Here is a 26,739-nt window from a genome sequence, read left to right on the forward strand (position 1 = left end):
CCTAACATATAAAAATACCGTAGGACATACGGAAATTTACGCTTGTGGACATTGTGTAAGACGAGCCGACAAGGTGACTTGTTAGGAACGCAGTAGTGGTTGAAGCAAGAATCCCACGAGTTTAGTCGTGTGGAGTGTCAAATCTGTAATGTGGAATCAGACACCATTAATGTGATGGAGGAGAATGAAAAAGATATTGTTTGTTAATACATAAAAAAAGTTCCTGGAATTCCAGGAACTATTTTTTATAGAATCGACTTGCGATTTTATCCATATAAGGAATATTGTAGATTGTATCGGGATGATCTTTATAAAGATAAAGAATCACTACAAAATAAACAATTATGGCAAGTCCAATTGCTGCCACCAATGGAATAAGTACACGATGTGTAAACATAAATAGCACAGTATAGCTTCCATATGCGACTACGCCCATGATGACTGCAGCAATAAGCGGTAAGATGAAGATACGTTTCCACTTATACTTGAAATGCACAAGCTTAACAAGTGCACGCTGGTTGGTAATACACATCTGCAATGCATAAAGTGCAGAACCGATAGCTAGCGAATATAATGAGAATTCATGTAAGTTTGCGCTAGGAATCAATAAAAGCAATGCAGCAAGAATAATTAAATGTGTTACTAAGGCAACAGCAGCATTCTTCAATGGAATGTTAGGATGGCTGATAGCCTGAAGAATACCATTGGAAATAGTTGATAGCCCATAGAAGATTGTAGCACATGATCCAATTGTCAGTGTTGTAGCTGCAAGTGAAAGTGTGGCCTTCTGAGGGAAGAGCACACCCATGATTGGATAAGATAATACGGCAAGTCCCACTGCACATGGAATAATGACAAGCATGGCAACAGAGATGCTGTTTTCAATATTGGCACGTACATCTTTCAAATTATCTAAGGCGTAACTTGAAGAGATGGCAGGAATGGATGCTGTTGACATTGCAGATGCAAGGGCAACAGGGACATTCATAAGGACAGTGTATTTACCAGCATAGACCCCATATAGAGAAGTAGCGGCATCATGTCCTAAGCCTCTGAAGTTCATGATCATGTAGTAAAGTGACATATCGATAATTGTAACAAGGTTATAGACACAAGTTGCAATAATGATTGGTGTCACAATTGTCAGAATTGACTTGAAAATTTCTTTTGTAGTTGCAATTCTCTCGTTTTTATTGACATTCTTTGATTCTTCAAAATCACCGTGATCCTTGAAATACTTGTAGACAAGATAAATCAAGGCAATAAGAACGCCGGCTCCAGTACCAAGGGCACTTCCGGCAGAGCCAAGGCTTGCTTTTGCGACATGTGAGCTGTTGGCTCCTAATCCTTTAATAAAGAGGTAGGCTGCACCAACAGAAACAATGGCGTTAAGAAGCTGTTCAACAATCTGTGAGATTGAAGTGTACTTTGTTGTATTATGTGCCTGGAAGTATCCTCTCATGACACCGACTAATCCGGAGAAGAAGATAGTTGGACAAAGTACCTGCAATGTCATTGCAGCGCCTTTTGCGCTAAGGGCGAAAGGTGCAGCGATGAATGTGATGATTGCGACCACAGAACCAATGATTGAAATATAGATCAATGCACATTTAAAGATCTTGCGTGCATTACCATATTCTTCAAGAGCAATCTTTTCGCTGATCAGCTTAGAGATTGCGGTTGGAATACTGTAAGAAGAAAGCAGAAGAATCATGGCATAGACATTATAGGCTGTGGAATAGTAGCCATTTCCTAAATCGCCAATCATACGTGTCAGTGGGCTTCGATAAAGAACCCCGATAATACGGACAATGATACCTGCTAAAGCCAGGATTCCGGCTTGTTTAACGACAGTCTTTGATTTATTCATTTTTTCACTCCTATTTAATTGTCATATCATCTCGAATGTACACCAAATTGAAGATGAATGCAAATCAGAATAAGAAAATTATACAATAAAAAACAAAATATTAACTTATATAGAAGGGTTTTCTTTGTTTTGTGAAGTTGTGTACGAAAACGGTATGAAGTATGCTATAATGGTACAAATGAATATGTGGAGGAATATATGAAAAACAATAAAGTCATTATTGCTTTAGATTTTAAGGACAAAGAACATGTTTCGATGTTTTTAGGCCAATTTAAAGAAGAAACTCTCTATGTCAAAGTAGGGATGGAACTTTTTTATGGAGAAGGTCCTGATATTATTAGGATGATAAAAGAAAAGGGACATAAGATCTTCTTGGATCTTAAATTGCATGATATCCCACATACTGTTCATCAGGCGATGAAACAGTTGGCAAGATTGGATGTGGATATTGTCAATGTACATGCTTCTGGCAGCAAGAAGATGATGGAAGAAGCTATTTCTGGTTTAGAGGAAGGCAAGACTGGGGAAAAGAGACCGTTATGTATTGCGGTTACTTGCTTGACATCTTTAGATCAGGATGTTCTTGATCAGGAGTTATTGATTCATGATTCATTAGAAGATGTTGTTGTCCATTGGGCAAGCAATGCCAAAGCGGCTGGTCTTGATGGTGTAGTCTGTTCACCATTGGAATCAAAGCCAATTCATGAAAAGCTTGGTACATCATTCTTGACAGTAACACCAGGTATCCGCTTAGCTACTGATAGCGTTAATGATCAAAAGCGTGTTACGACACCAGCAATGGCTAGAGAATTAACATCAAGCTACATCGTTGTAGGACGATCAATTACTGCAGCAGCTGATCCAGTTGCAGCATATAAAGAAGTTGTAAGACAGTTTCAGGGGGAAGAGTAATATGGAAACAGCTAAGAAAATTGCAAAGGATTTATTAGATATCAAGGCGGTGTTTTTAAAGCCAGATCAGCCTTTTACTTGGGCATCAGGTATTAAGTCACCAATCTATTGTGATAATAGATTAACTTTATCTTATCCAGAAGTTAGAAAAGATGTAGAAGAAGGGTTAGCAGAACTTATCAGAACAAACTTCCCAGATGTAGAATGTCTTGAAGGGACTTCAACAGCTGGTATTGCACATGCCGCATTAACTGCTGATATTTTAGGGTTACCTATGGGGTATGTAAGAGGCTCTAACAAGACTCACGGTCGTCAGAATAAGATTGAAGGTGTAGTTAAGAAGGGTATGAAGGTTGTTGTAGTAGAAGATTTAATTTCTACTGGTGGATCTTCATTAGAAGTTGTTCAGGCTTTAAGAGATGCAGGATGTGAAGTACTTGGTTTGGTTGCAATCTTTACTTATGGTTTACCAGCTGCTACAAAGAACTTTGAAGAAATGAATTGTAAGTATGTAACACTTTCATCTTATGATGCATTATTGCCTGTAGCGATGGAAAATCATTATATTGAAGAAGCGGCTTTAGAAAAATTAAAAGCTTGGAAACAAGATCCTCAGGATGAATCTTGGATGGAAAAATAAGTCGTTCTGAGGTCCTTGTATACGATTTAAAGGAGGTACTGTATGATCGAAGCTGTTAAATATGTTCTAAAAGAGAACTTCTCAAATGTCTTTCGTATCTATTCAATAGCGAAATACCAGGTTCTTGCAGATATGAGAGATTCTAAGCTGGGACTGTTTTGGAACTTTGCAAATCCGGTTATTCAGTGTTTAACTTACTGGTTTGTATTTGGACTTGTATTTGACCGTAAGGCCGTTGATGGCATTACCTACATCTGGTGGATGCTAGGTGGAATGGTCTGCTGGTTCTTTATTTCGCCTTGTATCACTGATGGATGTAATGCGATCTTTAAGAGAATCAATATCATCACAAAAATGAAATTCCCGGTAAGTGTCTTGCCGGCAACAGTTATTTTCTCTAAGCTGTTTGATCATTTCTGTCTGATGATCATATTAACAATTCTGCTTGCATTAGGAGGCTATTATCCATCATTGCATTGGTTTGGATTAGCTTACTATTGTTTTTGTGCGATTGTTTTTACAATCTCTTTATCTATGACCACTTCAGTATTGAATATGCTTGCTAGAGACGTACGTAAGCTTATTCTTGCGTTGATGAGATTGTTATTGTATATGACACCAATCTTATGGGATATTAAGAGATTGCCTGCGATTCTTCAAAGAATCATGTTGACAAATCCTGTTTATTATATTGTAGAAGGATATCGTGATTGTTTCTTCTATCATAAAGGATTTATGTATTATAAATATTCAATGACAACGTTTTGGATTATTACCATTGTATTATTTGTTTTTGGTAGTACAATGATGTATAAATTCAAGGCAAAATTCGTAGACTTTATTTAGGAGGTATGTTATGGATTCTAATATTGCAATAGAAGCAAGACATGCTTCTAAAATCTATGAATTAAGAGGAAAACAAAAAGGGGAACAGGGTCAGAAATTCTATGCGTTAAAGGATTTGAACTTTTCTGTTCAGAAAGGGGAAGTTGTTGGTGTTCTAGGAACAAACGGTTCTGGGAAATCAACGATTTCCATTATTCTTGCAGGAATCTGTGATCCTGATGAAGGGGAAATCAAGGTCAATGGTTCTCAGGCGCTGATTGCGATTAACACTGGTTTAAATCAGCAGTTGACTGGTATGGAAAATATCGAACTTAAGGGTGCTTTGCTTGGTCTTACTAGAAGCAAGATAGAAAAGATTAAGGCAGGGGTTATTGAGTTTGCGGAAATCGGAGATTTCCTTTATCAGCCAGTTAAGACTTATTCAAGTGGTATGAAATCCCGATTAGGGTTCTCTATTAACTTATGTCTAGATCCTGAAATCATGATTGTCGATGAAGCGTTGAGTGTCGGTGATAAAGGCTTTGCTCAGAAATGTATCAATAAGATGAAAGAATTACGTGATGAAGGTAAGACAATCATCTTTATTTCACATAACTTAAAGCAAGTGCGAGACTTCTGTGATACTGCCATGTGGATTGAAGGCGGAATGCTAAGAGAATATGGTGATATCGATGAAGTGTGTGATCGCTATGCACAATATGTGGATTATTATAATAATCTATCTGGTAAAGATAAAAAGAAAGAGCGTGATCGCAAGTTTGCGAAACGTATCATCAAAAACTCTAAGCAGTCGTTCTTTGATAAGCTCTTTGCTGCCTTGAAGACAAGGTAACCTGGAGGATTTATGAGAAATACACAAAATATTATTATCAAAGATTTATCAATCAATCGTATTGTTGTAAGAATTGATGGTGAATCTTTGATTCCTTTAAAGAAGCTTGTATTAAAAGATTCTATTACTAATACGGTATTGGATCTTCATTCAGTCAAATGGGAAGGGTCAGCTTTTCATCTCTCATTTAATCTGATGTCTTTAAATCATGAGCATCCGATTGAATCTGGAGATTGGTATCTCATTGGTATTGATAAAAATAATAAGAACCATGAATGCTATCCTGTTGAAGAATTGATTAAGGGAATGAAAGAAAGAACGTTTAACATTTCCAATAAGTACAATGCTTATTTTGATAAGAGTCAAAAGAATTATTACTATGCTGAAAGCAAGATTGATGAAGATAATCAGTCTTTCTTCTTAAAGATAGAATATGCTGTTCCTAGTGAACCTTTGACTTTTATGCAAAAAAGAAAGAAAGCTTATAAAAAGCATATGCATAATCTTTCTGTGTGGGGCTTTGTTAAAGCTTTTAACTTTTTTAAGAAGTTCAATAAGCCAAATGGCAACAGATTGTTATTTACATCTTCTTCAAGAAGTGAGATTGGCGGCAATCAATTGTATGTCTACAATCGCATGAAGGAAAGAGGCGTAGATCAGCAGTTTAAGATTGATTTTTCTTATAAGGCTAATATCAAAGATCGAAGAGGATTATTGAATAAGTTCTCTTTTACAAGAAAGCTTGCTATGGCTAATATCATCATCTGTGATGATTATCAGCCTGAACTCTATCATGTAGAATATGCTGATGGGGTAGAAATCATTCAATTATGGCATGCCTGTGGTGCATTCAAGACAGTTGGTCTTGAACGTATGGGAAAACCAGGAGCACCAGCATTTGATACTAATGTTCATAAGTGCTATACCGCAATGACTGTATCTTCACCATTGGCTGCAGCACATTATGCTGAAGCATTTGGTATCGATGAATCAAAGATTGTATCTTTAGGAGTACCTCGTACTGATATCTTCTTTGATGAAGAATACAAGAAAGAGATTATTCCTAAGGTTAAAGCAGCATTCCCACAAATTGAGAATGCTGATGAGGTTATTATGTATGCACCAACATTTAGAGGAATCAATGCGCGTTATGCCTATTTCCCAATGGATATGATTGATTTTGATGGCTTTGGTGAATATTTAGAAAAACATAATAGCGTCATGCTTATTAAGATGCATCCATTTGTAAGAGAACCACTTCCTATTCCAGAAAAATACAAAGATCGCATCATTGATGCATCTTCTTATAGAGAAATCAATAACATGCTCTTTGTAACTGATTTATTGATTACTGACTATTCATCAGTTATCTATGAGTTCTCACTCTTTAATAAGCCAATGCTCTTCTATGCATTTGATCGTATGAAATACGAAGCAGATCGTGGGTTCTATGAACCATATGCTAAAATGGTGCCTGGTAAGATTGTCAGAACGTCAGAAGATCTTATCGCTTCATTAGAAGCACGTGATTTTGAATATGAAAAGGTGGCACCTTTTGTAAAGAAGAACTTCAGCTATACAGATGGAAAATCAACTGATCGTATTATCGATCAATTGATTTTAAAGAATAAGTAAAAAGAGTGGATATATTATATCCACTTTCTTTGTCAAGGAGGCAAAATATATGAAGAAAGTATTTCCTCATCCTACCTTCAAGAATATTAAGATTAAATCTTTAGGGGTAGGAGAAACTATTAATATCAAGCCCTTGATCAGGGGACCTGAAGGTGAGATGGAAGCAGACATTCATTATAAAAGTGATATGAGTGATATTCTTTCAGTTGATCAGGAAGGAAATGTAACAGGATTAAAAGAAGGATATGGTGAAATTCTCGCATTTGCCTGTGGCAAATTAGCAAGATTGCCTCTCCATGTCGCCAATGTACCTTCTGGTATAAAGCAGGTGACAGGACATCGTGGCTTAAGAGGATTAGCAGTTGAAAATACAATGCCTTCCTTTAAGCTTGCTGCAAAGCATCATGTAGACTTTATTGAAACTGATATTGCAATCACAAAAGATCATCAGCTGGTTCTTTTCCATGATGTCAAATCAATGAAAAGACTGACTGAAGAAGAAAGACCAGTCAATGATTTAACTTTAGAAGAAGTCAAGAAGGTAAAGTTTACAGCTGGTAATCATCTAGAAGATTATCCTGATGTCAGTGTTCCAACTCTAGATGAATATCTTGATTTTATGGAAACAACATCTTCTTATCCAATGATTGAGCTTAAGGATCCTCAACTTAAAGATCATGAAGAACTACTGATTCAGATTAGAGATAAAGTAGATGCACATGGCTTTAGTGATCATGTAAGAATTACTTCTGCTAGTATGGATAACCTGTTTGCTTATGAGAAGATCAATAAGAATCATGAACTATGGATCATTGTGGAAGAACCACTTGATGATATTGAACTATTAAAAGCACATCAGTGGAATTATTCAGTTAAAAAGAATGCCTGCAAAAAAGATTTTGTTAAGCAGGTACATGATGCTGGATTAAAGACTGATGTATGGATTATCAATGATAAAAAGGAAGCAAAAGACTTTCTTGATTGGCCAATTACATCTATGACAAGCGATGTTGTGATTATGGATGAAGCAGTCAAATAGGTAGATATTTAATGTTAAGTGTGATATTATACGCTTATCAAACGGAGGTTATATAAAATGATCTATGCGGAAATTTTGGCAGGCGGTAAAGGTACAAGAATGGGTAATACTGCTATGCCTAAACAATTCTTGATGTTAGGAGGAAAACCAATCTTTGTTCATACTGTAGAACAGTTCTTAATGAACACAAGAATTGATGAAATTATTATCTGTACTCCTGAAGTCTGGATTGCACATACTAGAGATACTTTAAAGAAATATATTAAAGATTTATCAAAAATTCAGATTGTAGCAGGTGGTGCTACAAGAAATGATACTATCATGAATGGTATTAAGTTTATTGAAGAAACATATGGTTTAAATGATGATGATGTCATCTTGACACATGATGCAGTAAGACCATTCTTAACTCAGAGAATCATTGATGACAATATTGAAGGTGCTATTAAATATGGTGCAACTGATACTGTTGTAGAAGCATTTGATACAATTGTACATTCAGTAGATGGAAAGATTATTACTGATATTCCAGTAAGAAGTGAAATGTTTCAGGGGCAGACACCTCAGTCTTTCAATATTAAGCTTTTAAAAGAATTCTTTGAAAACTTGACTGATGATGAAAAAGAAATTCTTACTGATGCATGTAAAGCACTTGTCATTAAGGGACATGATGTACATCTTGTAAGAGGCGAAAGCTATAATATGAAGATTACAACTCAGTACGATCTTAAGGTTGCTAATGGTCTGGTAGAAGGGCAGAAAATCTAAATGATCAATACTGTCTATAGATTAATTGCACCTAAATCAATTCGTGCTGATTTCGTTGATCTTAAGCTAGATGAAGAAAGAATTATTATCAGACCAACATATCTTTCTATCTGTGCTGCTGATCAGAGATATTATACGGGATCAAGAGGAAGAGTTGTCATGAAGCAGAAGCTTCCAATGGCACTTATTCATGAAGCAGTTGGTGAAGTTGTCTATGATCCAAAAGGTGAACTTCCTGTAGGAACTCATGTTGTTATGATTCCTAACACACCAAATGAAAAAGATGATATTATCAAAGAAAACTATTTAAGATCGTCTCAGTTTAGAGCATCAGGTTTTGATGGCTTTATGCAGAATGTTGTTTCTATGAGAAGAGATCTCGTTATTCCATTTGATTATGAACCAGAAGTAGGTGTTCTTCTTGAATTAATGAGCGTTGGTATGAATGCGGTTAGTACATTCAAGAAACATGCTCATGATCGTAAGGATGCTATTGGAATCTGGGGAAATGGAAATGTCGGTTTCGTAACAGCATTGATCTTAAGAAAAGAATTTCCAGATGCAAAGATCTATGTGTTCGGTGTTGAAGAACACAAGAACAGATATTTCTCATTTGCGGATGATACATTCATCATCAATGATATTCCAGAAGATCTTCAGTTAGATCACGCTTTTGAATGTGTAGGTGGAAGAGGTTCGGAAGCTGCTATTTCTCAGATTATTGATTATATTAAACCACAGGGAACAATCAACCTTATGGGTGTATCTGAGAATCCTGTGCCAATCAATACAAGAATGGTATTGGAAAAAGGTTTACAGCTTTTAGGAAACTCTCGCTCTAACTATGATGATTTCAAGAAATCAGTAGATATGATGGCTAATAATAAAGATGTCAGAGAATATCTTTCTACAATTGTTTCAGAGATGGTTGTTGTTAACACTATTGATGATATGATTAGAGCATTTGAAGATGATACATACAATGACTTCAAAACAGTCATGAAATGGGAAATCTAATAACCAGTCCTATAACGGACTGGTTTTATTGCGTTTTTCATATGTTTGTTATAAAATGAGATATATTTAAGAAAAGGAATAGATTATGGCCAGCTTTATAAAAATGATCTTACAGATCGCTAGACAATTGGATCTTATTGTCTATTACATCTTCTATAGATGGAAATATAATATTATCAATAATCAAGTGCTTTTTCTTTCTCAGACAAGAAATGAATTAACAGGTAACTTCGAGTTTATCTATAATGAAATAAAAGCTGATTATCTCGTAAAGACAGCCTTGGGAGATCATATAGGAGAACGTAAAGAACTCGCAAAGACATTTGCGATGTCTCATTATATTCTAGTTGATGACTTTACACCAATTATTTATCCTATTCCCCTTAGAAAGGGAACACACCTTATTCAGGTATGGCATGCCTTAGGGGCTTTCAAGACAATTGGTTTTGCAAGATCACGCAATCATGATCGTTTTTCAATGACACATAGAAACTATGATGATACGATCGTTTCAAGTGCATCCATTGTTAAAGATTATGCGAAAGCATTTCGGATGAATGAAAAAGATGTACATCCTATCGGTATTCCTAGAACTGATATTTTCTTTAATGAAAGAAAAAAAGCAAGCATTCGCTTTTCTCTTTATCGAGAATACCCTTGGCTAAAGGGGAAGAAGGTCATTCTGTTTGCTCCTACATTCAGAGGTGGCAATATTCATAATGCCTACTATGATTATTCAAAGATCAACTTTAAAAAACTGCAGATGGCATTAGGTGATGAATATGCCTGTATTGTTAAGATGCATCCATTTATTTCACAGGGTGTACCTGAAGATCTTGATCCATCTTTCTATATTGACTTATCAAGTCAAAGAGATATTAATGATCTATTGATGATTACAGATATTCTTATTACTGATTATTCATCAGTCATCTTTGAAGCCGCATTGCTGCCAATTAAGACAATATTCTTTATTTATGATCTAGAGAACTATATTGCAGATAGAGATTTCTTCTATCCGTTTGAAAAGTATACCTATGGTCCTGTCGCATTTACACAAGAAGAAATGATAGATGCGATCTTATATGGAGCAGTGAATGAAGAAAAGAAAAAAGAATTTGTAGACTATTTTATTAACGCGTGTGATGGATATTCATCTAAACGCTTTGTAGAAACATTAATGAGGATTGATATATGAGCATAATCATAAAATTAGCAATCGCAATATTAAATGGTATCTTCTTTTTTATGAAGCTGCTTCCAGTACAAAAGAAAATCACTTATATATCAAGACAAAGCAATAAGACACCGATTGACTTTGAACTTGTAAAAGAAGATATAAAAAAACAAGCGCCAGAGTATAAGCATGTGATTCTTGCTAAAAGAATCCCCAATCATATGATGGGGAAAATAAAATATGCGTTTCATGTTTTTGTACAGATGTATCATATTGCCACAAGTGAAGCAGTACTGCTTGATACATACTGTATTCCTATCAGTATTCTTAAACAAAGACAGTCCCTGGTGGTTATTCAGATGTGGCATGCATTAGGCGCTTTTAAGAAGTTTGCGTATTCCATTCTTGATCAAAAGGAAGGCTCTTCTAGTCGCATAGCGCAGCTGATGAAGATGCATTATCATTATAGCTACGTATTAACTTCAAGTCACAAGGCATTGCCTTTTTTTGCGGAAGCTTTCAATGTAGAAAAAGAAAAGATGGTTGTCTTGCCACTTCCTCGTACTGATCTTCTTATAGAAGAAGGAGAAGGTGTTATCGAGAGAATTGAAGAGGCTTATCCTCAATTACAAGATCATGACAAGAAAGTTATTGTATATGCACCGACATTTAGAAAAAGTGATGATCATTTAAGAGACGCTATTTTATCATTGATCAATGAAATTGATCATTCTAAATATCATCTTGTTTTAAAGCTTCATCCCCTTATTGAACGTACATTTGATGATCAGCGTATCATAGTAGATCATAAGTTCAGCACACAGGAATTCTTCCATAGAGCTGATATTATTGTCACAGATTATTCAGCAGCATTATTTGAAGCCTGTATGATGAATAAGCCTATCTATTTTTATGATTTTGATTATGATACATATATGCGAAATCGTTCTTTCTATCTTGACTACAAGACAGATATGCCTGGTCCTTTATGTGAAACAAGTGAGTCATTGATGAATGCGATTGAGATGAATACATGTGATCTAAAGAGGGTAGAGGCTTTTCGAGAAGAAATGGTAGCACCTTGCAAGGAAAGCTATACGAGAGATTTTACTTCTTTCTTATTAAAGCAGTTAAGCAGAGACTAGGTCTCTGCTTTTTCTTATTTGAACTTAAAGGAAATGCATGGTATCATATTACGTAAAGGAGTTATTATGGAAAGAATACATATTGTAAAAGAGTATAGAAATACATTTACACGTAGGCTTACAGGAGATCAGGGCGCATTGGGATTCCTTGTTATGATGCCGGCATCCTTGATCTGTAATTCTGTTATAGTAAGTGCTCTTATTAAATCAGTGCTGCTTATTGGCAATATGAGTATCAGCTACTCTCGCTTGAATCTTATGTTGAATGTGATGACAGATTTATTGATGATTCTCATTTCAGTTTTCTGTCTTAAAGATTTTATTGTCAGACAGATTAATGATTTTATGAAGAGAAAAAAGAAAATTATCATTAATGGGGTAGTCATAGGTTATCTGCTTTGTTTTGTGATGAGCATGATCACAGCTCTTCTTGTAAGAATGTTGACGGCGAAATCTACAAGTGCTAATCAGGAAGCTGTTGTCTCACTTGCCAAATACAATCCTGTCATCATGTTGCTTATGACAGTGGTCTTTGCACCATTAGCAGAAGAATTGCTTTTTAGAGGATTCTTGTTCACATTCTTTAGAAAATATAATCGTATCTTAGCATATGTGATCTCAGCCTTCATGTTTGGCTTTGTCCACGTCATGTCTGCTGTAATGGGAGGGAATCTTTCAGAATTCATTCAGATGATTCCTTATGTAGGAATGGGGCTAGTCTTTGCGTATATCTATGAATCAAACGATAATATCGTTGCTTCTATTCTTACCCATGCTACATCAAATTTTATTGCAATGCTATTAATTCTATTTTAAATGAAAACATCCGAAAGGATGTTTTTTTATAAATAAAAAACCTCTCAATTGAGAGGTTAGCTATCAAAATGGCGGTCTGGACGGGGCTCGAACCCGCGACCTCCGCCGTGACAGGGCGGCATTCTAAACCAACTGAACTACCAGACCATTTCGACTGCATGAATAATTTATCATATTATTAAGAACAGGTCAACAACTTTTTTGAAAAAATCTAACAAAATTGTCGTATAAATGAAATTATATTGATAAATAGATGATATTTTCATGAGATGGAATTTATTTATTTTGGAAGCTTATTGCATATCTTGTAGAATGTATTATAATATGCGTATTAAAGAGTGTGTCTCTTTAGGAGGAAAATATGAAACAAGTAAAGAAGTTTATGCTTGTTTTTGGTCTTTCTTTATGTATGATTATGCCAGTGATGGCAGATGTTCACGCAGAAGGTACTACTTCATCTAATGATACTCAGAATACAACTGAGACTACAGGGAATAATGGAAGTACTACTCAGGGTGAAAATGGTAATCAGACAGGGAATACGGAAGAACCAAAAACAACTCCCGAAACGCCAAAGGAAGAATCAAAGCCTGCTGCTAAGCCAGCTGCTAAGCCTGTTGTAAAGAATGGTTTTATTAATGAAGGTGGAAAGATCTATTTCTATAAGAACAACAAGCGTCTTAACTATAAAGGGTGGAAAAAGATCAATAAGAAGATCTACTACTTCAATAAAAAACATGCTGTTGTAACAGGACAGAAGAAAATCAAGAAATCTTATTTCCTTTTTAATAGTAAAGGGAAATTAATGACTGGATGGCAGAATGTAGGTAATAAGAGATATCTATTTAAGACAACTGGTAAATTAGGTGTTATTGGTAAACGTCTTAAAGAAGATAAAAGCAAAAATGTTCAGGGATATAAGAGTGCTACTAAATGGTTGATTCTTGTAGACCGTTCTGCTCATAAGGTTTATGTATACCATGGCAAAAAAGGAAGCTGGAAATTAAAGAAGAGTTTCTTATGTGGTAATGGTAAAGCATCGACACCTACTGTAACTGGTACTTTCAAGATGGGTACTACAAAAGGACGTTACTTCAAGGCTAGATATTTTGATTCAGCACCTGCTAGATGCTGGTGGCCAACACGTATTACAGGCGGATATTTATTCCATTCTGTATTATATTATCCATCATCAACACCTGCTCGTGTTATGGATGGCAGAGTTGGTGTAGGTGTATCACATGGTTGTGTACGTTTGAAATTAAACAATGCAAAATGGATTCATGACCATATCACTAAGAAGACAACTTGTGTTATTTACAATTAATAGATTGTGCATCTCTTGAGATGCACTTTTCTTTTTTTGTAAAATTGTTATACTTATATTAACAGGGAGGTTTCTTATGCGACTGTTATTAGTAGAAGATGAAAAATCACTTTCAAGAGCGTTATGCAGTATTCTTGAAGACAATGGATACAGTGTTGATCCAGTCTATGATGGAGAAGATGCCATTGCTTTTGCAAATAGTGAAATATATGATGGGATTATCTTGGATGTCATGATTCCTAAGAAGGATGGATTTGAAGTATTAGAAAGCATTAGAAAATCAGGAAACATGATACCAGTTCTTATTTTAAGTGCACGTTCAAGGGTGGATGATCGTGTAAAAGGATTAGATCTTGGTGCCAATGATTATCTTACAAAACCATTTTCACCAAAGGAACTGCTTGCCCGTATTCGTGCTATGTCACGAGTCAAGCTTGCAGAACCTGATACAACACTAAGAGTGGGAAATATAATTCTTGATAAGTCCACTCATGAGTTGTCTTCAACAGCAGGTAATTTCCATTTGGCCAATAAAGAATTCCAGATGATGGAACAGTTTATGTCACATCCTAAACGTGTCTATTCCATTGATTTCTTTATTGAAAAAATATGGGGATATGAAAGTGATGCAGAACAGAATCTTGTATGGACTTATGTTTCTTATTTAAGAAAGAAACTAAAAGTGCTACATGCGGATGTGAAGATTAAGGCCTATCGTAATACAGGCTATTCTTTGGAGCCTTGCGATGATTAACAGATTAAGAAGAAAGTTTATTTTGAGTGCCATCAGTGCACTCCTTCTTATTGTTATCTTGTTTGTTGGTATTCTGGATGGATTAAATTATCTTCAAATGGATAGAAAACAAGTGAGAACATTGAACATTCTTGAAAAGTATTACAAGGATGAAATGTCTGCTGTAGATAATAGTGAAATTCCTTATGCATCACGATATTTTGTTGTTGTCTATGATAATGAAGGTCAACTTGTAGAAATCAATACCGCAAGAGTAAGAACAATTGTTAACAATAAAGCCGAACAATATGGATTAAAGGCTTATCATAGTAAAAAGAAGAGAGATTTTATTAGTCATTATCGTTATACAAAATCAAAGAGAGGGGATTCTACTTATATTATTTTCTTGGATATAGAGAATTCACTTGAAGATTTCTTTGACATTGTCAATTTATCAATAATCTTTGTAGTATTAGGGGTCGTTCTCTTTATTTTCCTTATTGTGATCTTATCAGGAAAAGTGATTAAGCCTTTTGTAGACAACTATGAAAATCAGCGTAACTTTATTGCGGATGCTGGTCATGATTTAAAGACACCTATTACCGTTATTGAAGCAGATGCGGAAGTCTTAAAGATGAAGTTTGGAGATGATAATGAATTCTTGAATGATATCTTCCTTCAGTCTTCAAGATTAAAGCAATTGACAGAAGATCTTATCTACTTATCTAAGCTAGATGAAAATCCTGATTATGAAATGATTGAGTTCCCGTTATCAGATGTTATTACTGAAATATGTCAATCATTTGAAAGTGTAGCTAAAACACAGAAGAAAGAAATGACAATTACCATTGAGCCACATCTCAGTTTTAAAGGTAATCAGAAGAACATGGAAAGATTGGTTAATATTCTATTGGATAATGCGGTCAAGTATTCTTCTGATCATGGAAAAATCGATGTCTCTTTAGAAAGACAAAAGAAGTTTATCGTGTTGACTGTTTATAATACAGTCGATCATATCAGCAAAGAAGAATTGCCTAAGCTCTTTGATCGTTTCTATCGTTCTGATCAATCAAGAAACTCTGAAACAGGAGGGTATGGTATTGGGCTTTCTGTTGCTAAAAGTGTAGTTGAAGCACATAAAGGAAAAATCAATGCGACTACATCAGATGAGAAATCATTGGTTATGATTGTTATCTTGCCAAATAGAATTTAAAAAGCAGCCTAGGCTGCTTTTTTATTTGTAGTAGTAATATTAGAATGTGAAATCATCAAGAATAAAACTATGAACAATAGATATTTTCTAATTGTTGAGTAGAATGTAACTTTCTTTGAAGAGTCAGCTCTTAGCTTACTGAGTTGAGTGCTAGAAAAGATTTCTGACTTGTTATTGACGTAGGCAAAATGTTCATTGGAAGGGAAATCCTTTGGGCATTTTATTGTTTTAGGTGCATAGAAGTAACGATGATTGTTCTGTAGAAATGTAACTGAATAGTAATGATCTAAATTTGACTTATAGGACAAATCTATAATATTTAACTTTTCATCTAATCCAACATATAAATTCTTGTTAATATCAAGCTTATATTTTGCGATAAGCTCATCAGGTATTTGTCTAGGCTCTACTCCTATCTTGAAGTATTCCTTGAACATATAGCCATTGAATACACGATAAATATGATATTTATCATGAGCTTTTAAATGAGATGTAGAAATCATGACTAATGATTGTGATCCAATTAAGAGCAGTATGGTCATAATGAGAACTATTCCATAAGCAGATAATCTCTTCTTGTGAGGTTTAGCTTGTGGTTTTTTTATTTGTCTGATATCTTCCTTGATTCGATAATAGAGTTTTTCTCTTTCATGATTATCTGTTTCTTTTGAGGGAGTGTATATTTCATCAAAAGAATAATCATTGAAAGATGAATCGTTATTAAAAGAATAGTCAGCAGCATTTGCACTGTAGAAAGATGAAACGACACTTCCAGTATAATCTACATAATGCATGTAATGATAATCAGGAAATAGTCTTTGCATTTCTTGTTGAATAGAAGAATAATCTGTTAATAGACAATTGATGATAATGGTATCATCATCAAGATATAAATCAAATATTTTATGATTTGTTTTAGCATATATGATAATTTTATTCATGATAATCTCCTTTTGTGATTCATTATAACATAGATTTAAAAAAGAAAGCTTGTCTAAATATAAAAATCTATTCATGATAATATTTTAAGTTCATTTAAGTCACTAAGAGTAAGATACTAGTAAAAGGGGATGATGTGATGAAATTATTAGGGAAATTATGCATTTCATTATTAAGTGTATTTATGGTCGTAGGATTTATTCCTGTAAATGATGTCAATGCGGCAGTGAAATTAAGTGCAACTTCTAAGACAATTTATGTAGGCAGCGGATATACATTAAAACTAAAAGGGACAAGCAAGAAAGGTCATGCTAAAAGTTCTTCTGGTGCTGTCAAAGTGTCCGCAGTTAAAAAGACGAAAAAGGTCAAAGTGAGAAAACGTGTTACTGTTAAAGTGAAAGTACGCGGTAAATGGAAAAAGAAAAAAGTTTGGCGCAAGGTTACAGTGAAGAAAAAAGTAATTGTAAAGAACAGCTTCTACTTAGCAGGAAAAAGAGCAGGAAGTGCTGATGTAAGTGTAACATATGGAAAGAATAAGATTGTTTGTCATGTTGCAGTTTATCAGCCACAGTTAAATACTGTTGTGGGATATACTTATAATTTGGCATCTAGACTATCTCATACATCTGATTCTAGATATTGGACAAGCAATCAGGCTGTTGCTTTAGTAGATGAGTATAGCGGTCTACTTATGCCAATTCATTCTGGATCTTGTATTATTTATCGTAAAGTTAATAATAAGGTAAAGAGCCAGATTAAAATTAATGTAAAATCAAGTGGTGATGTAAAGGTTGGCGTAGATGTTTCAAGACATAACGGGATTGTCAATTTCAAGACATTAAAGAAGAATAATATTAATTTTGCGATTATCAGAGGTGGCAATGGCTGTCGTAAATACGGTACAACTGATAAAAGTTCTATTGATTTAAATTTAAAGAAAAATATTGAAGGTGCCAAAGCTGCGGGCATGGAAATTGGATTATATTGGTATTTAAACAGCAGTACCAATGGATTGATGTCTAGCGGTGATGCAAAGCTACAAGGAGAACGATTTGCTGGCAGACTATTGAGTCTTGATATTGAAAAGAATACACCAATCTATATTGATTTAGAAGAGCATTCAGCATTATTAAAGTCTGGTTCAAAAAACACAAAAGCAGAATTCCAGAAAGAGATGTGTCAGATCTTTGAAGCAAAACTAAGAGAAAAAGGATTTACGAATATTGGAATCTACGCCTCTACTAGCTGGTATAAGGATTATTTAAAAAATGATTATTTCATGAACAAAGTGGACGTAGGAGAAGAAGGAATCACAAGTCATTGGCTTGCACATTATAACTATGCTTCAAAAGAAGGAGCACAAACACCACAGTTCTACTATAATGGTAGACTAATTACACCAGATATCTGGCAGACAGGAAGTCGTTTCCGTATCTCTGGTACAGGTTCTACTTATGTAGATATGAACTATCTTTATCAATAAAAAGAAGATACACGAAAGTGTATCTTTTCTTTTATCCTTAATATTAATTTGCATAAAAGCAAATTAACTTAAGTGAACCTCAATAAAAGTAATAAAATTGTCGTATATATAGACTTTTTATTTTAAAAAAATCGACTTTATGATTTAATAAGGGTAATAGAGGGGTGATAGCCGTGAATAGTTTTAAACGATGTCTAAGTGTATGTCTGAGCCTTTTGATGGCACTTACTATCGTAGGTGTACAAAATGTACAAGCTGCCGGAATCTCATTAAGTGTTACTAAGAAGACAATGAAGGTGGGTCAATCTTTTACTTTTAAGATTAATCATTCTGCTTCTCATGTTGCAAGATCCACTAACACTAAAATAGTATCTGTTACACAGAAAACAAAAACAAAGTATGTAAAAAAGAAAAAGAAAGTGACTATCTATAAGAAGGTCAAAAAGAAATATGTAAAAAAGAAAGTTTGGCGTACTTATACAGTCAAAAAAGTAAGTAAAGTAAAAAATACGTTTTCTATTAAAGCAAAGAAGAACGGAAAAGCATCCGTACGTGTTGTCTATCGGAACAAGAATTATGATTGCAAGGTTGTCGTTGGAAGTACTTCAACGACAAGCAAGACAACTTCTTCAAGTAATTTAATAACTTCAAAGCCAAAGACTAGCTATACGGCGAAACGTTCCACTACTAGTATCATGTATGTTGGACAGACAGTCAAACTAGGTAAAGAACTTGGTGGAAATGGGGCCTATGTATCAAGTAAGCCAAGCGTAGCGTTGGTTGATACATCTACAGGTCTAGTCATGCCAATTGGTGAAGGGAAAGCTACAATTAAGAATACTGAGTCTAATAAGAGTAAGGACATTATTGTTAAAGATTCTAAAAATGTAGAGGTAGGTATTGATGTTTCACATCATAATAAGACAGTCGATTATAAATCTGCAAAAAGAAATGGGATTGATTTCGTTGTGATTCGTGGAGGAAATGGCTACAAGAAACGTACGACTACGAATGCTAAAGGTGTTGATCTTAACTTAAAGAAGAATATTGATGGCTGTGAAGCAGCTGGACTTAAATATGGTTTCTATTGGTATCTTCAATCAAATAGTGGAAGTGGAAAGATGACTGAAAAACATGCTGAGATGCAGGCTACAGCGATGGCTGATGCACTTGATAGCTACAAGTCTTCTATGAAGCTCTTTAAGCTTCCAATCTATTTGGATCTTGAACAGCATTCTGCTTTACTTGTAAGTGAAGGCAATGACTCAAAGGCAATGAAAGAGAATGCTGCTTTCCAGAAGAAAATCTGTCAGGCTTTTATTAATGTATTATTAAAACGAGGCTACAATAACATTGGTATTTATGCATCACGTTCTTGGTATAATGACTATCTTCAGGATGAATATTTCGTTAATCAGTTTGCTTCTAGATGGTTAGCTAATTATCAATTTGATTCTGCCAATAATTCTACGATGATTCCTACATTTAAATATAATAATAAAACATATTATCCAGATATTTGGCAGACAGGGGAAAACTTTAAGGTATCATTTAATGGCAGCAAAGCTATAGACATGAATTATCGCTATTTATAACAACCGTCACATGACGGTTGTTATTTTTGTTATAGAAATTAGGATAAATACAAATAATATTATTTTGTTTTGGGAACGACTATTTTTTTACTGTTTTTTCTTGACGCCTTACAGTTCTTATATTATTATGTTTACAACAAAACCGATGACGTGGAGATAAAAATAGAAAAGACGCGCACAGAGAGTCTCGCATGGTGGAAGCAGATCGTAGTCATCTATTAAATGGACCACAGAGGGCAAAGTGAAAGGGTTGACCGAGTATTCTTTGACGTGATTCTCGCGTAAAGAGAAAGTGGTTTGATGGAACCACATAAGCGCACTGTTTAGTGAATCAAGGTGGCACCGCGGTTTGAGAGTAACCGTCCTTGAAAGAGTATTCTTTCAGGACGGTTTTTTGTATAAGAAGGAGGAAGTTATGTTTACACCCACACTAGAAGAAATGAAGGCATTGCCAATAACAGATGAAAATTACATCCCTATTAAGAAAGAAATCTACGCTGATCTTTTCTCACCAATTAGCGTATTAAAAAAGTTAAAATCTGTTTCAGATCACTGCTTTATTCTAGAAAGTCATGAGGATCAGAATAAATGGGGAAGATATTCATTTATTGGATGCAATCCTAAACATGAAATCACATGTAATAACAGTCGTCTATTTGTAGATGGAAAAGATAAGGGAAGACAAAATCCCAATGAAGCAATAAGAAAGATTCTTAAAGAAAATAAATCTTATAAGCTTGAAGGATTTCCTACTTTAACTGGAGGACTTGTAGGATTCTTTGCTTTTGATTATATGAAATATCAGGAACCTTCTATTGAATGGCCTAAGAAGCAAGCTTCACATTTCAAGGATGTGGACTTGATGCTATTCTCGGATATTATCTGTTTTGATCATTATCGTCAGACATTGATGATCATCACACAGATTGATGCCCATAACATCGATGAAGATTACGACAAGGCTTGTCGTCATATTGAAGAAATTGAACATTTGATCAAGAAGGAATATATAGACTTTGAAGAGCCATTAAGATTAAAGAGTGAATTTACTTCAATGTTCACTAAAGAAGAATATTGTCAATGTGTAGAAAAGTGTAAACAGTACATAAGAGATGGAGACATCTTCCAGGTTGTATTAGCAAACAGATTAGAAGCAACATGTTCAGGAAGTCTTCTTGATACATATCGTGTCTTAAGAACGACTAATCCTTCTCCTTATATGTTCTACTTCTATTCAGATTCTATGGAAGTGGCTGGTTCATCACCAGAAACATTAGTAAAGTTAACTGAAGATGAGCTTTATACATTCCCAATTGCTGGTACAAGAAAAAGAGGAAAAGATGCCAAGGAAGATAAAGTGTTAAGTGAAGATCTTCTTCATGATGAAAAAGAACTATCTGAACATAATATGCTCGTCGATTTAGGAAGAAATGATTTAGGAAGAGTGGCCAAGATGGGCAGTGTTAAAGTCATTGATTACAAGAAAATCCTGAAGTTCTCAAAGGTCATTCATATGGCCTCAGTTGTAGAAGGAAAACTTAAAGAAGGCAATGATGCTATTGATGTTATTGGTGCATTGTTGCCGGCTGGCACATTATCAGGAGCCCCAAAGATTAGAGCCTGTGAGATTATTAATGAATTAGAAACAGTGAAACGTGGAATCTACGGTGGTGCTATTGGATATCTTGATTTTAATGGCAATATGGATACATGCATCGGTATTCGATTAGCTTACAAGAAATCAAATAAGGTGTATGTATGCTCAGGTGCAGGTATTGTCTATGATAGTGTACCTGAAAATGAATATCGTGAATGTCAGCAAAAGGCATCAGCGATTGTGGAAGCTTTACAAATTGCGAGTGGAGGAATCGACTAATGATACTACTGATCGATAATTACGATAGCTTTGTTTATAATCTTTACCACCTTATTGGTGTATATTACGATGACATTAAAGTCATCAGAAATAATGAAATGAGCGTAGAAGACATCAAGAAACTTAATCCCAAAGCCATTGTCCTTTCACCAGGACCAGGCAGGCCACATGATGCAGGAGTAATTGAAGATGTCATTGAAGAATTCCATGATAAAGTGCCAATGCTGGGAATCTGTTTAGGACATCAGGCTATCATTGAAACTTTTGGTGGGAAGATTGTTCATGCATTAAAGTGCATGCATGGCAAGACTTCAACTATTATTCTTCATGAAAATCCACTATTTGAAGGACTTCCTTCAACATTGAATGTAGCCCGTTATCACAGTCTAGTAGGAAAAGATATTCCAGAAACATTGGATGTGATCGCATTAAGCGAAGAGGGTGAAGTTATGGCTGTAAAGCATAAAAAATATCCAGTCTATGGTTTACAGTTCCATCCTGAATCTATTATGAGTGAGGGTGGAAAGGTAATTATACAAAACTTCTTAAAGGAGATATCAAAATGATCAAAGAAGCGATTATTAAGATTGTAAATAAAGAAGATTTAACTTACGAAGAAGCCTATGGCGTTATGAATGAAATCATGAACGGTGATACAACGCCTACACAAAATGCGGCATTCTTAGCCGCATTGTCTACTAAATCTGCAAGAGCAGAAACAATTGAAGAAATTTCTGGTTGTGCTATGGCTATGAGAGAACATGCGACAGCCCTCAATCATAATTTTGATAATGTTCTTGAAATTGTCGGAACTGGTGGAGACCAGTCGATGAGTATCAATATTTCCACTACAAGTGCACTTGTGGCAGCAGCAGCTGGCATCAAGGTTGCTAAACACGGCAATCGTGCTGCCTCTTCATTATCTGGTACTGCAGATTGTCAGGAAGCATTAGGTGTCAATATTGAACAGTCCCCAGAATTAGCAGTGAAACTGTTAGATCAGGCCAATATGTGTTTCTTATTTGCACAATGCTATCACAGTGCTATGAAATATGTAGGAGCAATCAGAAAAGAACTAGGATTTAGAACTGTCTTTAATATTTTAGGGCCACTTACTAATCCTGCTAAGCCTGATTACTATGTATTAGGTGTCTATGATCAATACTTGGTAGAACCAATTGCTGCAGTATTAAAACAGCTAGGCGCAAAAAGAGCGTTGGTTGTCTATGGTCAAGATAAACTTGATGAAATCTCAATTGCGGCACCAACGAGTGTCTGTGAACTTAAAGATGGCACATTAAATTCTTATACAATCACTCCAGAACAGTTCGGCTTATCTCGTGGCAATAAAGAAGATCTAAAAGGTGGCGACGCCAAGGTCAATGCACAATATACAAGAGATATCCTTAATGGAACAATGCAAGGTCCAAAAAGAGATGCAGTCTTAATGAATGCCGGAGCTGCTATTTACGTAGGTGGAAAAGCCGATAGTCTAGAAGAAGGTATCAAGATGGCTGCAGAAATGATTGATACTGGAAAAGCCACAGCTGAATTGGAAAGATATATCACATTATCCAATGAGAAGGTGGATGCATGATCTTAGATGATATTGTAGAAAAAACAAAAGTAAGATTAGAAAAGAGTAAATCTCATATTGATGAAGAGACAATGAGAAAGAACGCATTATCTTCACCTTTGCCAAAAGCATCATTCAAGGATGCTCTTGCTAAAGAAGAGTTATCCTTCATTTTAGAAGTGAAGAAAGCCTCACCAAGCACAGGACTCATTGCCCCAGATTTTCCTTACAAGGCTATTGCCAAGGAGTATGAAGCCATTGGTGCAGATGCTATTTCAGTATTAACTGAACCGGATTTCTTTTTAGGCGACATCAACTATCTTAAAGATATCTCTGAGGAAGTGTATATTCCTTTATTAAGAAAGGATTTCATTATTGATCCTTATATGATTGATGAAGCAAGAGCTAATGGTGCAAGTGCGATCCTGCTTATTGTGGCGATTCTTTCAAATAAACAGTTAAAGGATTATATAAAATATGCCCATGATTTATCACTTGATGTTCTCGTAGAAGCTCATGACGAAGAGGAAATCAAGATTGCGGTTGAAGCAGGAGCAGATATTATTGGCATCAATAACAGAAACCTCAAGGACTTTACGGTAGATCAGCGCTTTATGACAATGTCTTCATTAATTCCTGATGATAAGATCATTGTGAGTGAAAGCGGCATATCAACTCGTGAACAGGTTCTTCAATATGAAAGAGCGAATGCTTTATTGATTGGAGAAACAATGATGAGATCGTCTGATAAACAAAAGACATTAAATATGCTAAAGGGTAAAGAAAATGAAAATTAAGATATGTGGCTTATCAAGAGAAGAAGATATCGCTTATGTCAATGAAGCCAAACCTGACCTAATCGGATTTGTTTTTGCAAAAAGCAGAAGACAAGTTTCTGATAAACAGGCAAAAAAGCTTAAATCACTACTTGATACGCATATTAAAAGTGTTGGGGTCTTTGTAGATGAGCCAAGAGAACATATTGTCAACCTTGTAAAAGAAGGCATTATCGATATCATTCAGCTTCATGGACATGAGAGCCAGGATGATATTGAGTATTATAAAAAGACATGTCGCGTGCCCATTATAAAAGCAAGACATGTGGATGATTCAACACACTATGATTGTGATTTTGATCTTATTGATAACATCAATCCAGGTAGCGGACAGAAGTTCGATTGGTCATTGATAAAAGTCAATAAACCCACATTTCTTGCGGGTGGGATAGGCATTGACGATATTGAAGAACTATCACATTTACCAATTGTAGGAATAGATCTTTCATCATCAGTAGAAACAGATGGAAAAAAAGATAGAGAAAAAATTATAGATATTGTAAGGAGAGTAAGATGCAAGTAGGAAGATATGGACGTTTTGGGGGACAGTATATTCCTGAAACATTAATGCATGAAATACATAAAATAGAAGAAGCGTATGAGTTCTATAAGAACGATAAGGCATTCAATGATGAATTAAACACACTTCTTAAAGAATATGCCGGAAGACCTTCGCTATTATATTATGCCAAGAAGATGACAGAAAATCTTGGTGGAGCTAAGGTCTATCTTAAAAGAGAAGACTTAAACCACACTGGGTCACATAAAATCAACAATGTTCTTGGTCAGTGTCTGATGGCCAAGAAAATGGGCAAGACAAGAGTCATTGCGGAGACTGGAGCCGGGCAGCACGGTGTTGCGACCGCAACAGCGGCTGCTTTGCTTGGATTAGAGTGTGAAATCTATATGGGTAAGGAAGATACTGATCGTCAGGCTCTTAATGTATATCGTATGGAACTGTTGGGAGCTAAGGTTCATCCGGTTACAACTGGGACAATGACTTTAAAGGATGCGGTCAATGAAGCGATGAGACAGTGGACGAAGAGAGTGGATGATACACTTTATGTTCTTGGTTCAGTTATGGGTCCTCATCCTTTCCCTATGATGGTCGGTGATTTCCAAAGTATCATTTCTAAAGAAGCAAAAGAACAGATCCTAGAAAAAGAAGGACGCTTGCCAACAGCTGTTATGGCCTGTGTTGGTGGTGGATCTAACGCAATGGGAATGTTCAGAAACTTTATTGATGAACCCTCTGTCCAGCTTATTGGCTGTGAAGCTGCTGGTAAAGGTGTTGAAACAGCGCTGCATGCAGCTACGATTGCGAAAGGGGAAGTTGGTATTTTCCATGGCATGAAATCATTGTTCTGTCAGGATGAAGATGGACAGATTGCTCCAGTGTATTCTATTTCTGCTGGTTTGGATTATCCTGGCATTGGTCCTGAACATGCGAACCTATATGAAACAGGGCGTGCAAGTTATGTACCAGTTACTGATGATGAAGCCGTTGGTGCTTTTGAATACCTTGCTAAAGAAGAAGGAATCATCTGTGCTATCGAAAGTGCTCATGCTGTGGCACATGCATTAAAGATTGTACCTCATATGAATAAAGATGATATTGTCATTATCTGTCTTTCTGGTAGAGGAGATAAGGATGTAGCCGCAATTGCTAGATATAAGGGGGTAGATCTTCATGATTAAAGACGCATTTCAGGATAAGGCACTTATTGCCTTTGTAACTGCAGGAGATCCTACATTAGAAAAGACTAAAGAGAATATTAAAGAAATTGTGGATGCAGGTGCTACACTTGTAGAAATTGGTATTCCTTTTAGTGATCCTATAGCTGAAGGACCAATTATCCAGGAAGCAAGCTTAAGAGCTTTGACTCATGGTGTTAAGGTGAATGAAATCTTTGAAATGGTTAAAGAACTAAGAGAAGACGTTTCTGTTCCTCTATGTTTTATGACATATGCGAACGTATTGTTCCATTATGGCTATGATGCCTTCTTAAAAAGATGTGATGAAGTAGGCATTAATGGATTAATCATTCCTGATATGCCATTTGAAGAAAAAGAATTAAAAGAAGCAGCACGTGATTATGATGTGAATATCATTTCAATGATTGCGCCAACATCTAGAGATAGAGTCAAGATGATCGCTAAAGAAGCCGAAGGCTTCATCTATCTCGTCTCTTCATTAGGCGTAACTGGTGAAAGAGATCAGTTCTCTGATAACTTGAAAGACATCATCGGTGATATCAGAAGTGTAACTGATGTACCAGTCGCTATTGGTTTTGGTATACATGAACCATCACAGGCTAAAGCAATGGCTGCTATTTCTGATGGCATTATCGTAGGAAGTGCTATTGTTAAGCGAATTGGTAAACATGAACCACTTTATGATTATGTGAAATCATTAAAGGACGCGATTAAAACTGTATAATAAAAAGTATTCTATGTTAAAATA

General features: G+C 35.4%; 25 protein-coding genes and 1 tRNA gene. 23 read left to right on the forward strand and 3 right to left on the reverse strand.

What is annotated here, in order from left to right; translation table 11 throughout:
* Window positions 1–238: 238 nt before the first annotated feature.
* On the reverse strand, window positions 239–1,870 hold the full coding sequence (locus J6L95_RS07910) for a putative polysaccharide biosynthesis protein (protein WP_287458729.1): 1,632 nt from the start codon (window positions 1,868–1,870) through the stop codon (window positions 239–241).
* 198 nt (window positions 1,871–2,068) lie between these two features.
* Here J6L95_RS07910 and pyrF point away from each other — a divergent pair, with 198 nt between their 5' ends.
* The 11 genes from pyrF to J6L95_RS07965 all read left to right on the forward strand — a co-directional run bounded on the left by pyrF (window position 2,069) and on the right by J6L95_RS07965 (window position 12,697).
* Complete coding sequence (gene pyrF, locus J6L95_RS07915) at window positions 2,069–2,782, forward strand: orotidine-5'-phosphate decarboxylase (protein ID WP_287458731.1); 714 nt, start codon at window positions 2,069–2,071, stop codon at window positions 2,780–2,782.
* Window position 2,783: 1 nt separating this feature from the next.
* Entirely contained in the window at window positions 2,784–3,422 is a 639-nt protein-coding gene (pyrE, locus tag J6L95_RS07920; RefSeq protein WP_029073226.1) for an orotate phosphoribosyltransferase, read from the forward strand.
* Window positions 3,423–3,464: 42 nt separating this feature from the next.
* Entirely contained in the window at window positions 3,465–4,268 is an 804-nt protein-coding gene (locus J6L95_RS07925; protein ID WP_029070538.1) for an ABC transporter permease, read from the forward strand.
* A gap of 10 nt (window positions 4,269–4,278) precedes the next feature.
* Window positions 4,279–5,100 carry an ABC transporter ATP-binding protein gene (locus J6L95_RS07930; protein WP_029070539.1) on the forward strand — a complete coding sequence of 274 codons (822 nt, stop codon included), beginning with the start codon at window positions 4,279–4,281 and terminating at the stop codon, window positions 5,098–5,100.
* Window positions 5,101–5,112: 12 nt separating this feature from the next.
* Entirely contained in the window at window positions 5,113–6,735 is a 1,623-nt protein-coding gene (locus J6L95_RS07935) for a CDP-glycerol glycerophosphotransferase family protein (protein ID WP_287458732.1), read from the forward strand.
* A gap of 49 nt (window positions 6,736–6,784) precedes the next feature.
* Window positions 6,785–7,774: a glycerophosphodiester phosphodiesterase gene (locus J6L95_RS07940; RefSeq protein WP_287458733.1), complete on the forward strand. Its 990-nt coding sequence runs from the start codon at window positions 6,785–6,787 to the stop codon at window positions 7,772–7,774.
* Window positions 7,775–7,831: 57 nt separating this feature from the next.
* Window positions 7,832–8,542 carry an IspD/TarI family cytidylyltransferase gene (locus J6L95_RS07945; RefSeq protein WP_287458734.1) on the forward strand — a complete coding sequence of 237 codons (711 nt, stop codon included), beginning with the start codon at window positions 7,832–7,834 and terminating at the stop codon, window positions 8,540–8,542.
* On the forward strand, window positions 8,543–9,559 hold the full coding sequence (locus tag J6L95_RS07950; protein ID WP_029070542.1) for a zinc-binding dehydrogenase: 1,017 nt from the start codon (window positions 8,543–8,545) through the stop codon (window positions 9,557–9,559).
* Window positions 9,560–9,644: 85 nt separating this feature from the next.
* On the forward strand, window positions 9,645–10,757 hold the full coding sequence (locus tag J6L95_RS07955; RefSeq protein WP_051550763.1) for a CDP-glycerol glycerophosphotransferase family protein: 1,113 nt from the start codon (window positions 9,645–9,647) through the stop codon (window positions 10,755–10,757).
* Window positions 10,754–11,881, forward strand: coding sequence for a CDP-glycerol glycerophosphotransferase family protein (locus J6L95_RS07960; RefSeq protein ID WP_287458735.1), 1,128 nt, complete (start codon window positions 10,754–10,756; stop codon window positions 11,879–11,881). The genes J6L95_RS07955 and J6L95_RS07960 overlap by 4 nt, the downstream gene beginning before the upstream one ends.
* Window positions 11,882–11,947: 66 nt before the next feature.
* A complete protein-coding gene (locus tag J6L95_RS07965; protein WP_287458736.1) occupies window positions 11,948–12,697 on the forward strand; it encodes a CPBP family intramembrane glutamic endopeptidase in 750 nt (249 codons plus the stop codon).
* 69 nt (window positions 12,698–12,766) lie between these two features.
* On the opposite strand, the gene J6L95_RS07970 is transcribed toward J6L95_RS07965, so the two are convergent.
* Window positions 12,767–12,844, reverse strand: a tRNA-Asp gene (locus J6L95_RS07970).
* Window positions 12,845–13,058: 214 nt separating this feature from the next.
* Between J6L95_RS07970 and J6L95_RS07975 the strand changes: the two genes are divergently transcribed.
* The 3 genes from J6L95_RS07975 (at window position 13,059) to J6L95_RS07985 (ending at window position 15,970) form a co-directional block, all read left to right on the forward strand.
* Window positions 13,059–14,024 (forward strand): L,D-transpeptidase, encoded by a 966-nt coding sequence (locus J6L95_RS07975; protein WP_287458737.1) that lies wholly within the window; start codon window positions 13,059–13,061, stop codon window positions 14,022–14,024.
* Between the two features lie 76 nt (window positions 14,025–14,100).
* Window positions 14,101–14,778, forward strand: coding sequence for a response regulator transcription factor (locus tag J6L95_RS07980; RefSeq protein ID WP_029070546.1), 678 nt, complete (start codon window positions 14,101–14,103; stop codon window positions 14,776–14,778).
* On the forward strand, window positions 14,771–15,970 hold the full coding sequence (locus J6L95_RS07985) for a sensor histidine kinase (RefSeq protein ID WP_029073221.1): 1,200 nt from the start codon (window positions 14,771–14,773) through the stop codon (window positions 15,968–15,970). Before J6L95_RS07980 ends, J6L95_RS07985 begins: the two co-directional genes overlap by 8 nt.
* Before the next feature lie 8 nt (window positions 15,971–15,978).
* On the opposite strand, the gene J6L95_RS07990 is transcribed toward J6L95_RS07985, so the two are convergent.
* A complete protein-coding gene (locus J6L95_RS07990; protein WP_287458738.1) occupies window positions 15,979–16,911 on the reverse strand; it encodes a hypothetical protein in 933 nt (310 codons plus the stop codon).
* A 137-nt stretch (window positions 16,912–17,048) separates the two neighbouring features.
* Here J6L95_RS07990 and J6L95_RS07995 point away from each other — a divergent pair, with 137 nt between their 5' ends.
* The 9 genes from J6L95_RS07995 to trpA all read left to right on the forward strand — a co-directional run bounded on the left by J6L95_RS07995 (window position 17,049) and on the right by trpA (window position 26,715).
* Window positions 17,049–18,392, forward strand: a complete 1,344-nt coding sequence (locus J6L95_RS07995) for a GH25 family lysozyme (RefSeq protein WP_287458739.1) — start codon at window positions 17,049–17,051, stop codon at window positions 18,390–18,392.
* A gap of 218 nt (window positions 18,393–18,610) precedes the next feature.
* Window positions 18,611–19,987, forward strand: a complete 1,377-nt coding sequence (locus J6L95_RS08000) for a GH25 family lysozyme (protein ID WP_287458740.1) — start codon at window positions 18,611–18,613, stop codon at window positions 19,985–19,987.
* Window positions 19,988–20,402: 415 nt separating this feature from the next.
* Entirely contained in the window at window positions 20,403–21,863 is a 1,461-nt protein-coding gene (locus J6L95_RS08005) for an anthranilate synthase component I family protein (protein ID WP_029070551.1), read from the forward strand.
* Window positions 21,863–22,429: an anthranilate synthase component II gene (locus J6L95_RS08010; RefSeq protein WP_029070552.1), complete on the forward strand. Its 567-nt coding sequence runs from the start codon at window positions 21,863–21,865 to the stop codon at window positions 22,427–22,429. Before J6L95_RS08005 ends, J6L95_RS08010 begins: the two co-directional genes overlap by 1 nt.
* Window positions 22,426–23,460: an anthranilate phosphoribosyltransferase gene (gene trpD / locus J6L95_RS08015; RefSeq protein ID WP_173438710.1), complete on the forward strand. Its 1,035-nt coding sequence runs from the start codon at window positions 22,426–22,428 to the stop codon at window positions 23,458–23,460. The genes J6L95_RS08010 and trpD overlap by 4 nt, the downstream gene beginning before the upstream one ends.
* Window positions 23,457–24,236: an indole-3-glycerol phosphate synthase TrpC gene (trpC, locus tag J6L95_RS08020; protein ID WP_287458743.1), complete on the forward strand. Its 780-nt coding sequence runs from the start codon at window positions 23,457–23,459 to the stop codon at window positions 24,234–24,236. The genes trpD and trpC overlap by 4 nt, the downstream gene beginning before the upstream one ends.
* Complete coding sequence (locus J6L95_RS08025; RefSeq protein WP_074688546.1) at window positions 24,226–24,798, forward strand: phosphoribosylanthranilate isomerase; 573 nt, start codon at window positions 24,226–24,228, stop codon at window positions 24,796–24,798. The genes trpC and J6L95_RS08025 overlap by 11 nt, the downstream gene beginning before the upstream one ends.
* Entirely contained in the window at window positions 24,789–25,973 is a 1,185-nt protein-coding gene (trpB, locus tag J6L95_RS08030; RefSeq protein ID WP_029070556.1) for a tryptophan synthase subunit beta, read from the forward strand. The genes J6L95_RS08025 and trpB overlap by 10 nt, the downstream gene beginning before the upstream one ends.
* Entirely contained in the window at window positions 25,966–26,715 is a 750-nt protein-coding gene (gene trpA / locus J6L95_RS08035; protein WP_035885308.1) for a tryptophan synthase subunit alpha, read from the forward strand. The genes trpB and trpA overlap by 8 nt, the downstream gene beginning before the upstream one ends.
* Window positions 26,716–26,739 lie beyond the last annotated feature (24 nt).

It is taken from the genome of Kandleria sp. (genome assembly GCF_017934775.1).
Classification (GTDB): domain Bacteria; phylum Bacillota_I; class Bacilli_A; order Erysipelotrichales; family Coprobacillaceae; genus Kandleria; species Kandleria vitulina.

Coding starts and splice junctions, on each gene's coding strand:
- J6L95_RS07910 (WP_287458729.1), bottom strand. CDS start 1,870: ATGAATAAATCAAAGACTGTCGTTAAACAAGCCGGAATCCTGGCTTTA.
- pyrF (WP_287458731.1), top strand. CDS start 2,069: ATGAAAAACAATAAAGTCATTATTGCTTTAGATTTTAAGGACAAAGAA.
- pyrE (WP_029073226.1), top strand. CDS start 2,784: ATGGAAACAGCTAAGAAAATTGCAAAGGATTTATTAGATATCAAGGCG.
- J6L95_RS07925 (WP_029070538.1), top strand. CDS start 3,465: ATGATCGAAGCTGTTAAATATGTTCTAAAAGAGAACTTCTCAAATGTC.
- J6L95_RS07930 (WP_029070539.1), top strand. CDS start 4,279: ATGGATTCTAATATTGCAATAGAAGCAAGACATGCTTCTAAAATCTAT.
- J6L95_RS07935 (WP_287458732.1), top strand. CDS start 5,113: ATGAGAAATACACAAAATATTATTATCAAAGATTTATCAATCAATCGT.
- J6L95_RS07940 (WP_287458733.1), top strand. CDS start 6,785: ATGAAGAAAGTATTTCCTCATCCTACCTTCAAGAATATTAAGATTAAA.
- J6L95_RS07945 (WP_287458734.1), top strand. CDS start 7,832: ATGATCTATGCGGAAATTTTGGCAGGCGGTAAAGGTACAAGAATGGGT.
- J6L95_RS07950 (WP_029070542.1), top strand. CDS start 8,543: ATGATCAATACTGTCTATAGATTAATTGCACCTAAATCAATTCGTGCT.
- J6L95_RS07955 (WP_051550763.1), top strand. CDS start 9,645: ATGGCCAGCTTTATAAAAATGATCTTACAGATCGCTAGACAATTGGAT.
- J6L95_RS07960 (WP_287458735.1), top strand. CDS start 10,754: ATGAGCATAATCATAAAATTAGCAATCGCAATATTAAATGGTATCTTC.
- J6L95_RS07965 (WP_287458736.1), top strand. CDS start 11,948: ATGGAAAGAATACATATTGTAAAAGAGTATAGAAATACATTTACACGT.
- J6L95_RS07975 (WP_287458737.1), top strand. CDS start 13,059: ATGAAACAAGTAAAGAAGTTTATGCTTGTTTTTGGTCTTTCTTTATGT.
- J6L95_RS07980 (WP_029070546.1), top strand. CDS start 14,101: ATGCGACTGTTATTAGTAGAAGATGAAAAATCACTTTCAAGAGCGTTA.
- J6L95_RS07985 (WP_029073221.1), top strand. CDS start 14,771: ATGATTAACAGATTAAGAAGAAAGTTTATTTTGAGTGCCATCAGTGCA.
- J6L95_RS07990 (WP_287458738.1), bottom strand. CDS start 16,911: ATGAATAAAATTATCATATATGCTAAAACAAATCATAAAATATTTGAT.
- J6L95_RS07995 (WP_287458739.1), top strand. CDS start 17,049: ATGAAATTATTAGGGAAATTATGCATTTCATTATTAAGTGTATTTATG.
- J6L95_RS08000 (WP_287458740.1), top strand. CDS start 18,611: ATGGCACTTACTATCGTAGGTGTACAAAATGTACAAGCTGCCGGAATC.
- J6L95_RS08005 (WP_029070551.1), top strand. CDS start 20,403: ATGTTTACACCCACACTAGAAGAAATGAAGGCATTGCCAATAACAGAT.
- J6L95_RS08010 (WP_029070552.1), top strand. CDS start 21,863: ATGATACTACTGATCGATAATTACGATAGCTTTGTTTATAATCTTTAC.
- trpD (WP_173438710.1), top strand. CDS start 22,426: ATGATCAAAGAAGCGATTATTAAGATTGTAAATAAAGAAGATTTAACT.
- trpC (WP_287458743.1), top strand. CDS start 23,457: ATGATCTTAGATGATATTGTAGAAAAAACAAAAGTAAGATTAGAAAAG.
- J6L95_RS08025 (WP_074688546.1), top strand. CDS start 24,226: ATGAAAATTAAGATATGTGGCTTATCAAGAGAAGAAGATATCGCTTAT.
- trpB (WP_029070556.1), top strand. CDS start 24,789: ATGCAAGTAGGAAGATATGGACGTTTTGGGGGACAGTATATTCCTGAA.
- trpA (WP_035885308.1), top strand. CDS start 25,966: ATGATTAAAGACGCATTTCAGGATAAGGCACTTATTGCCTTTGTAACT.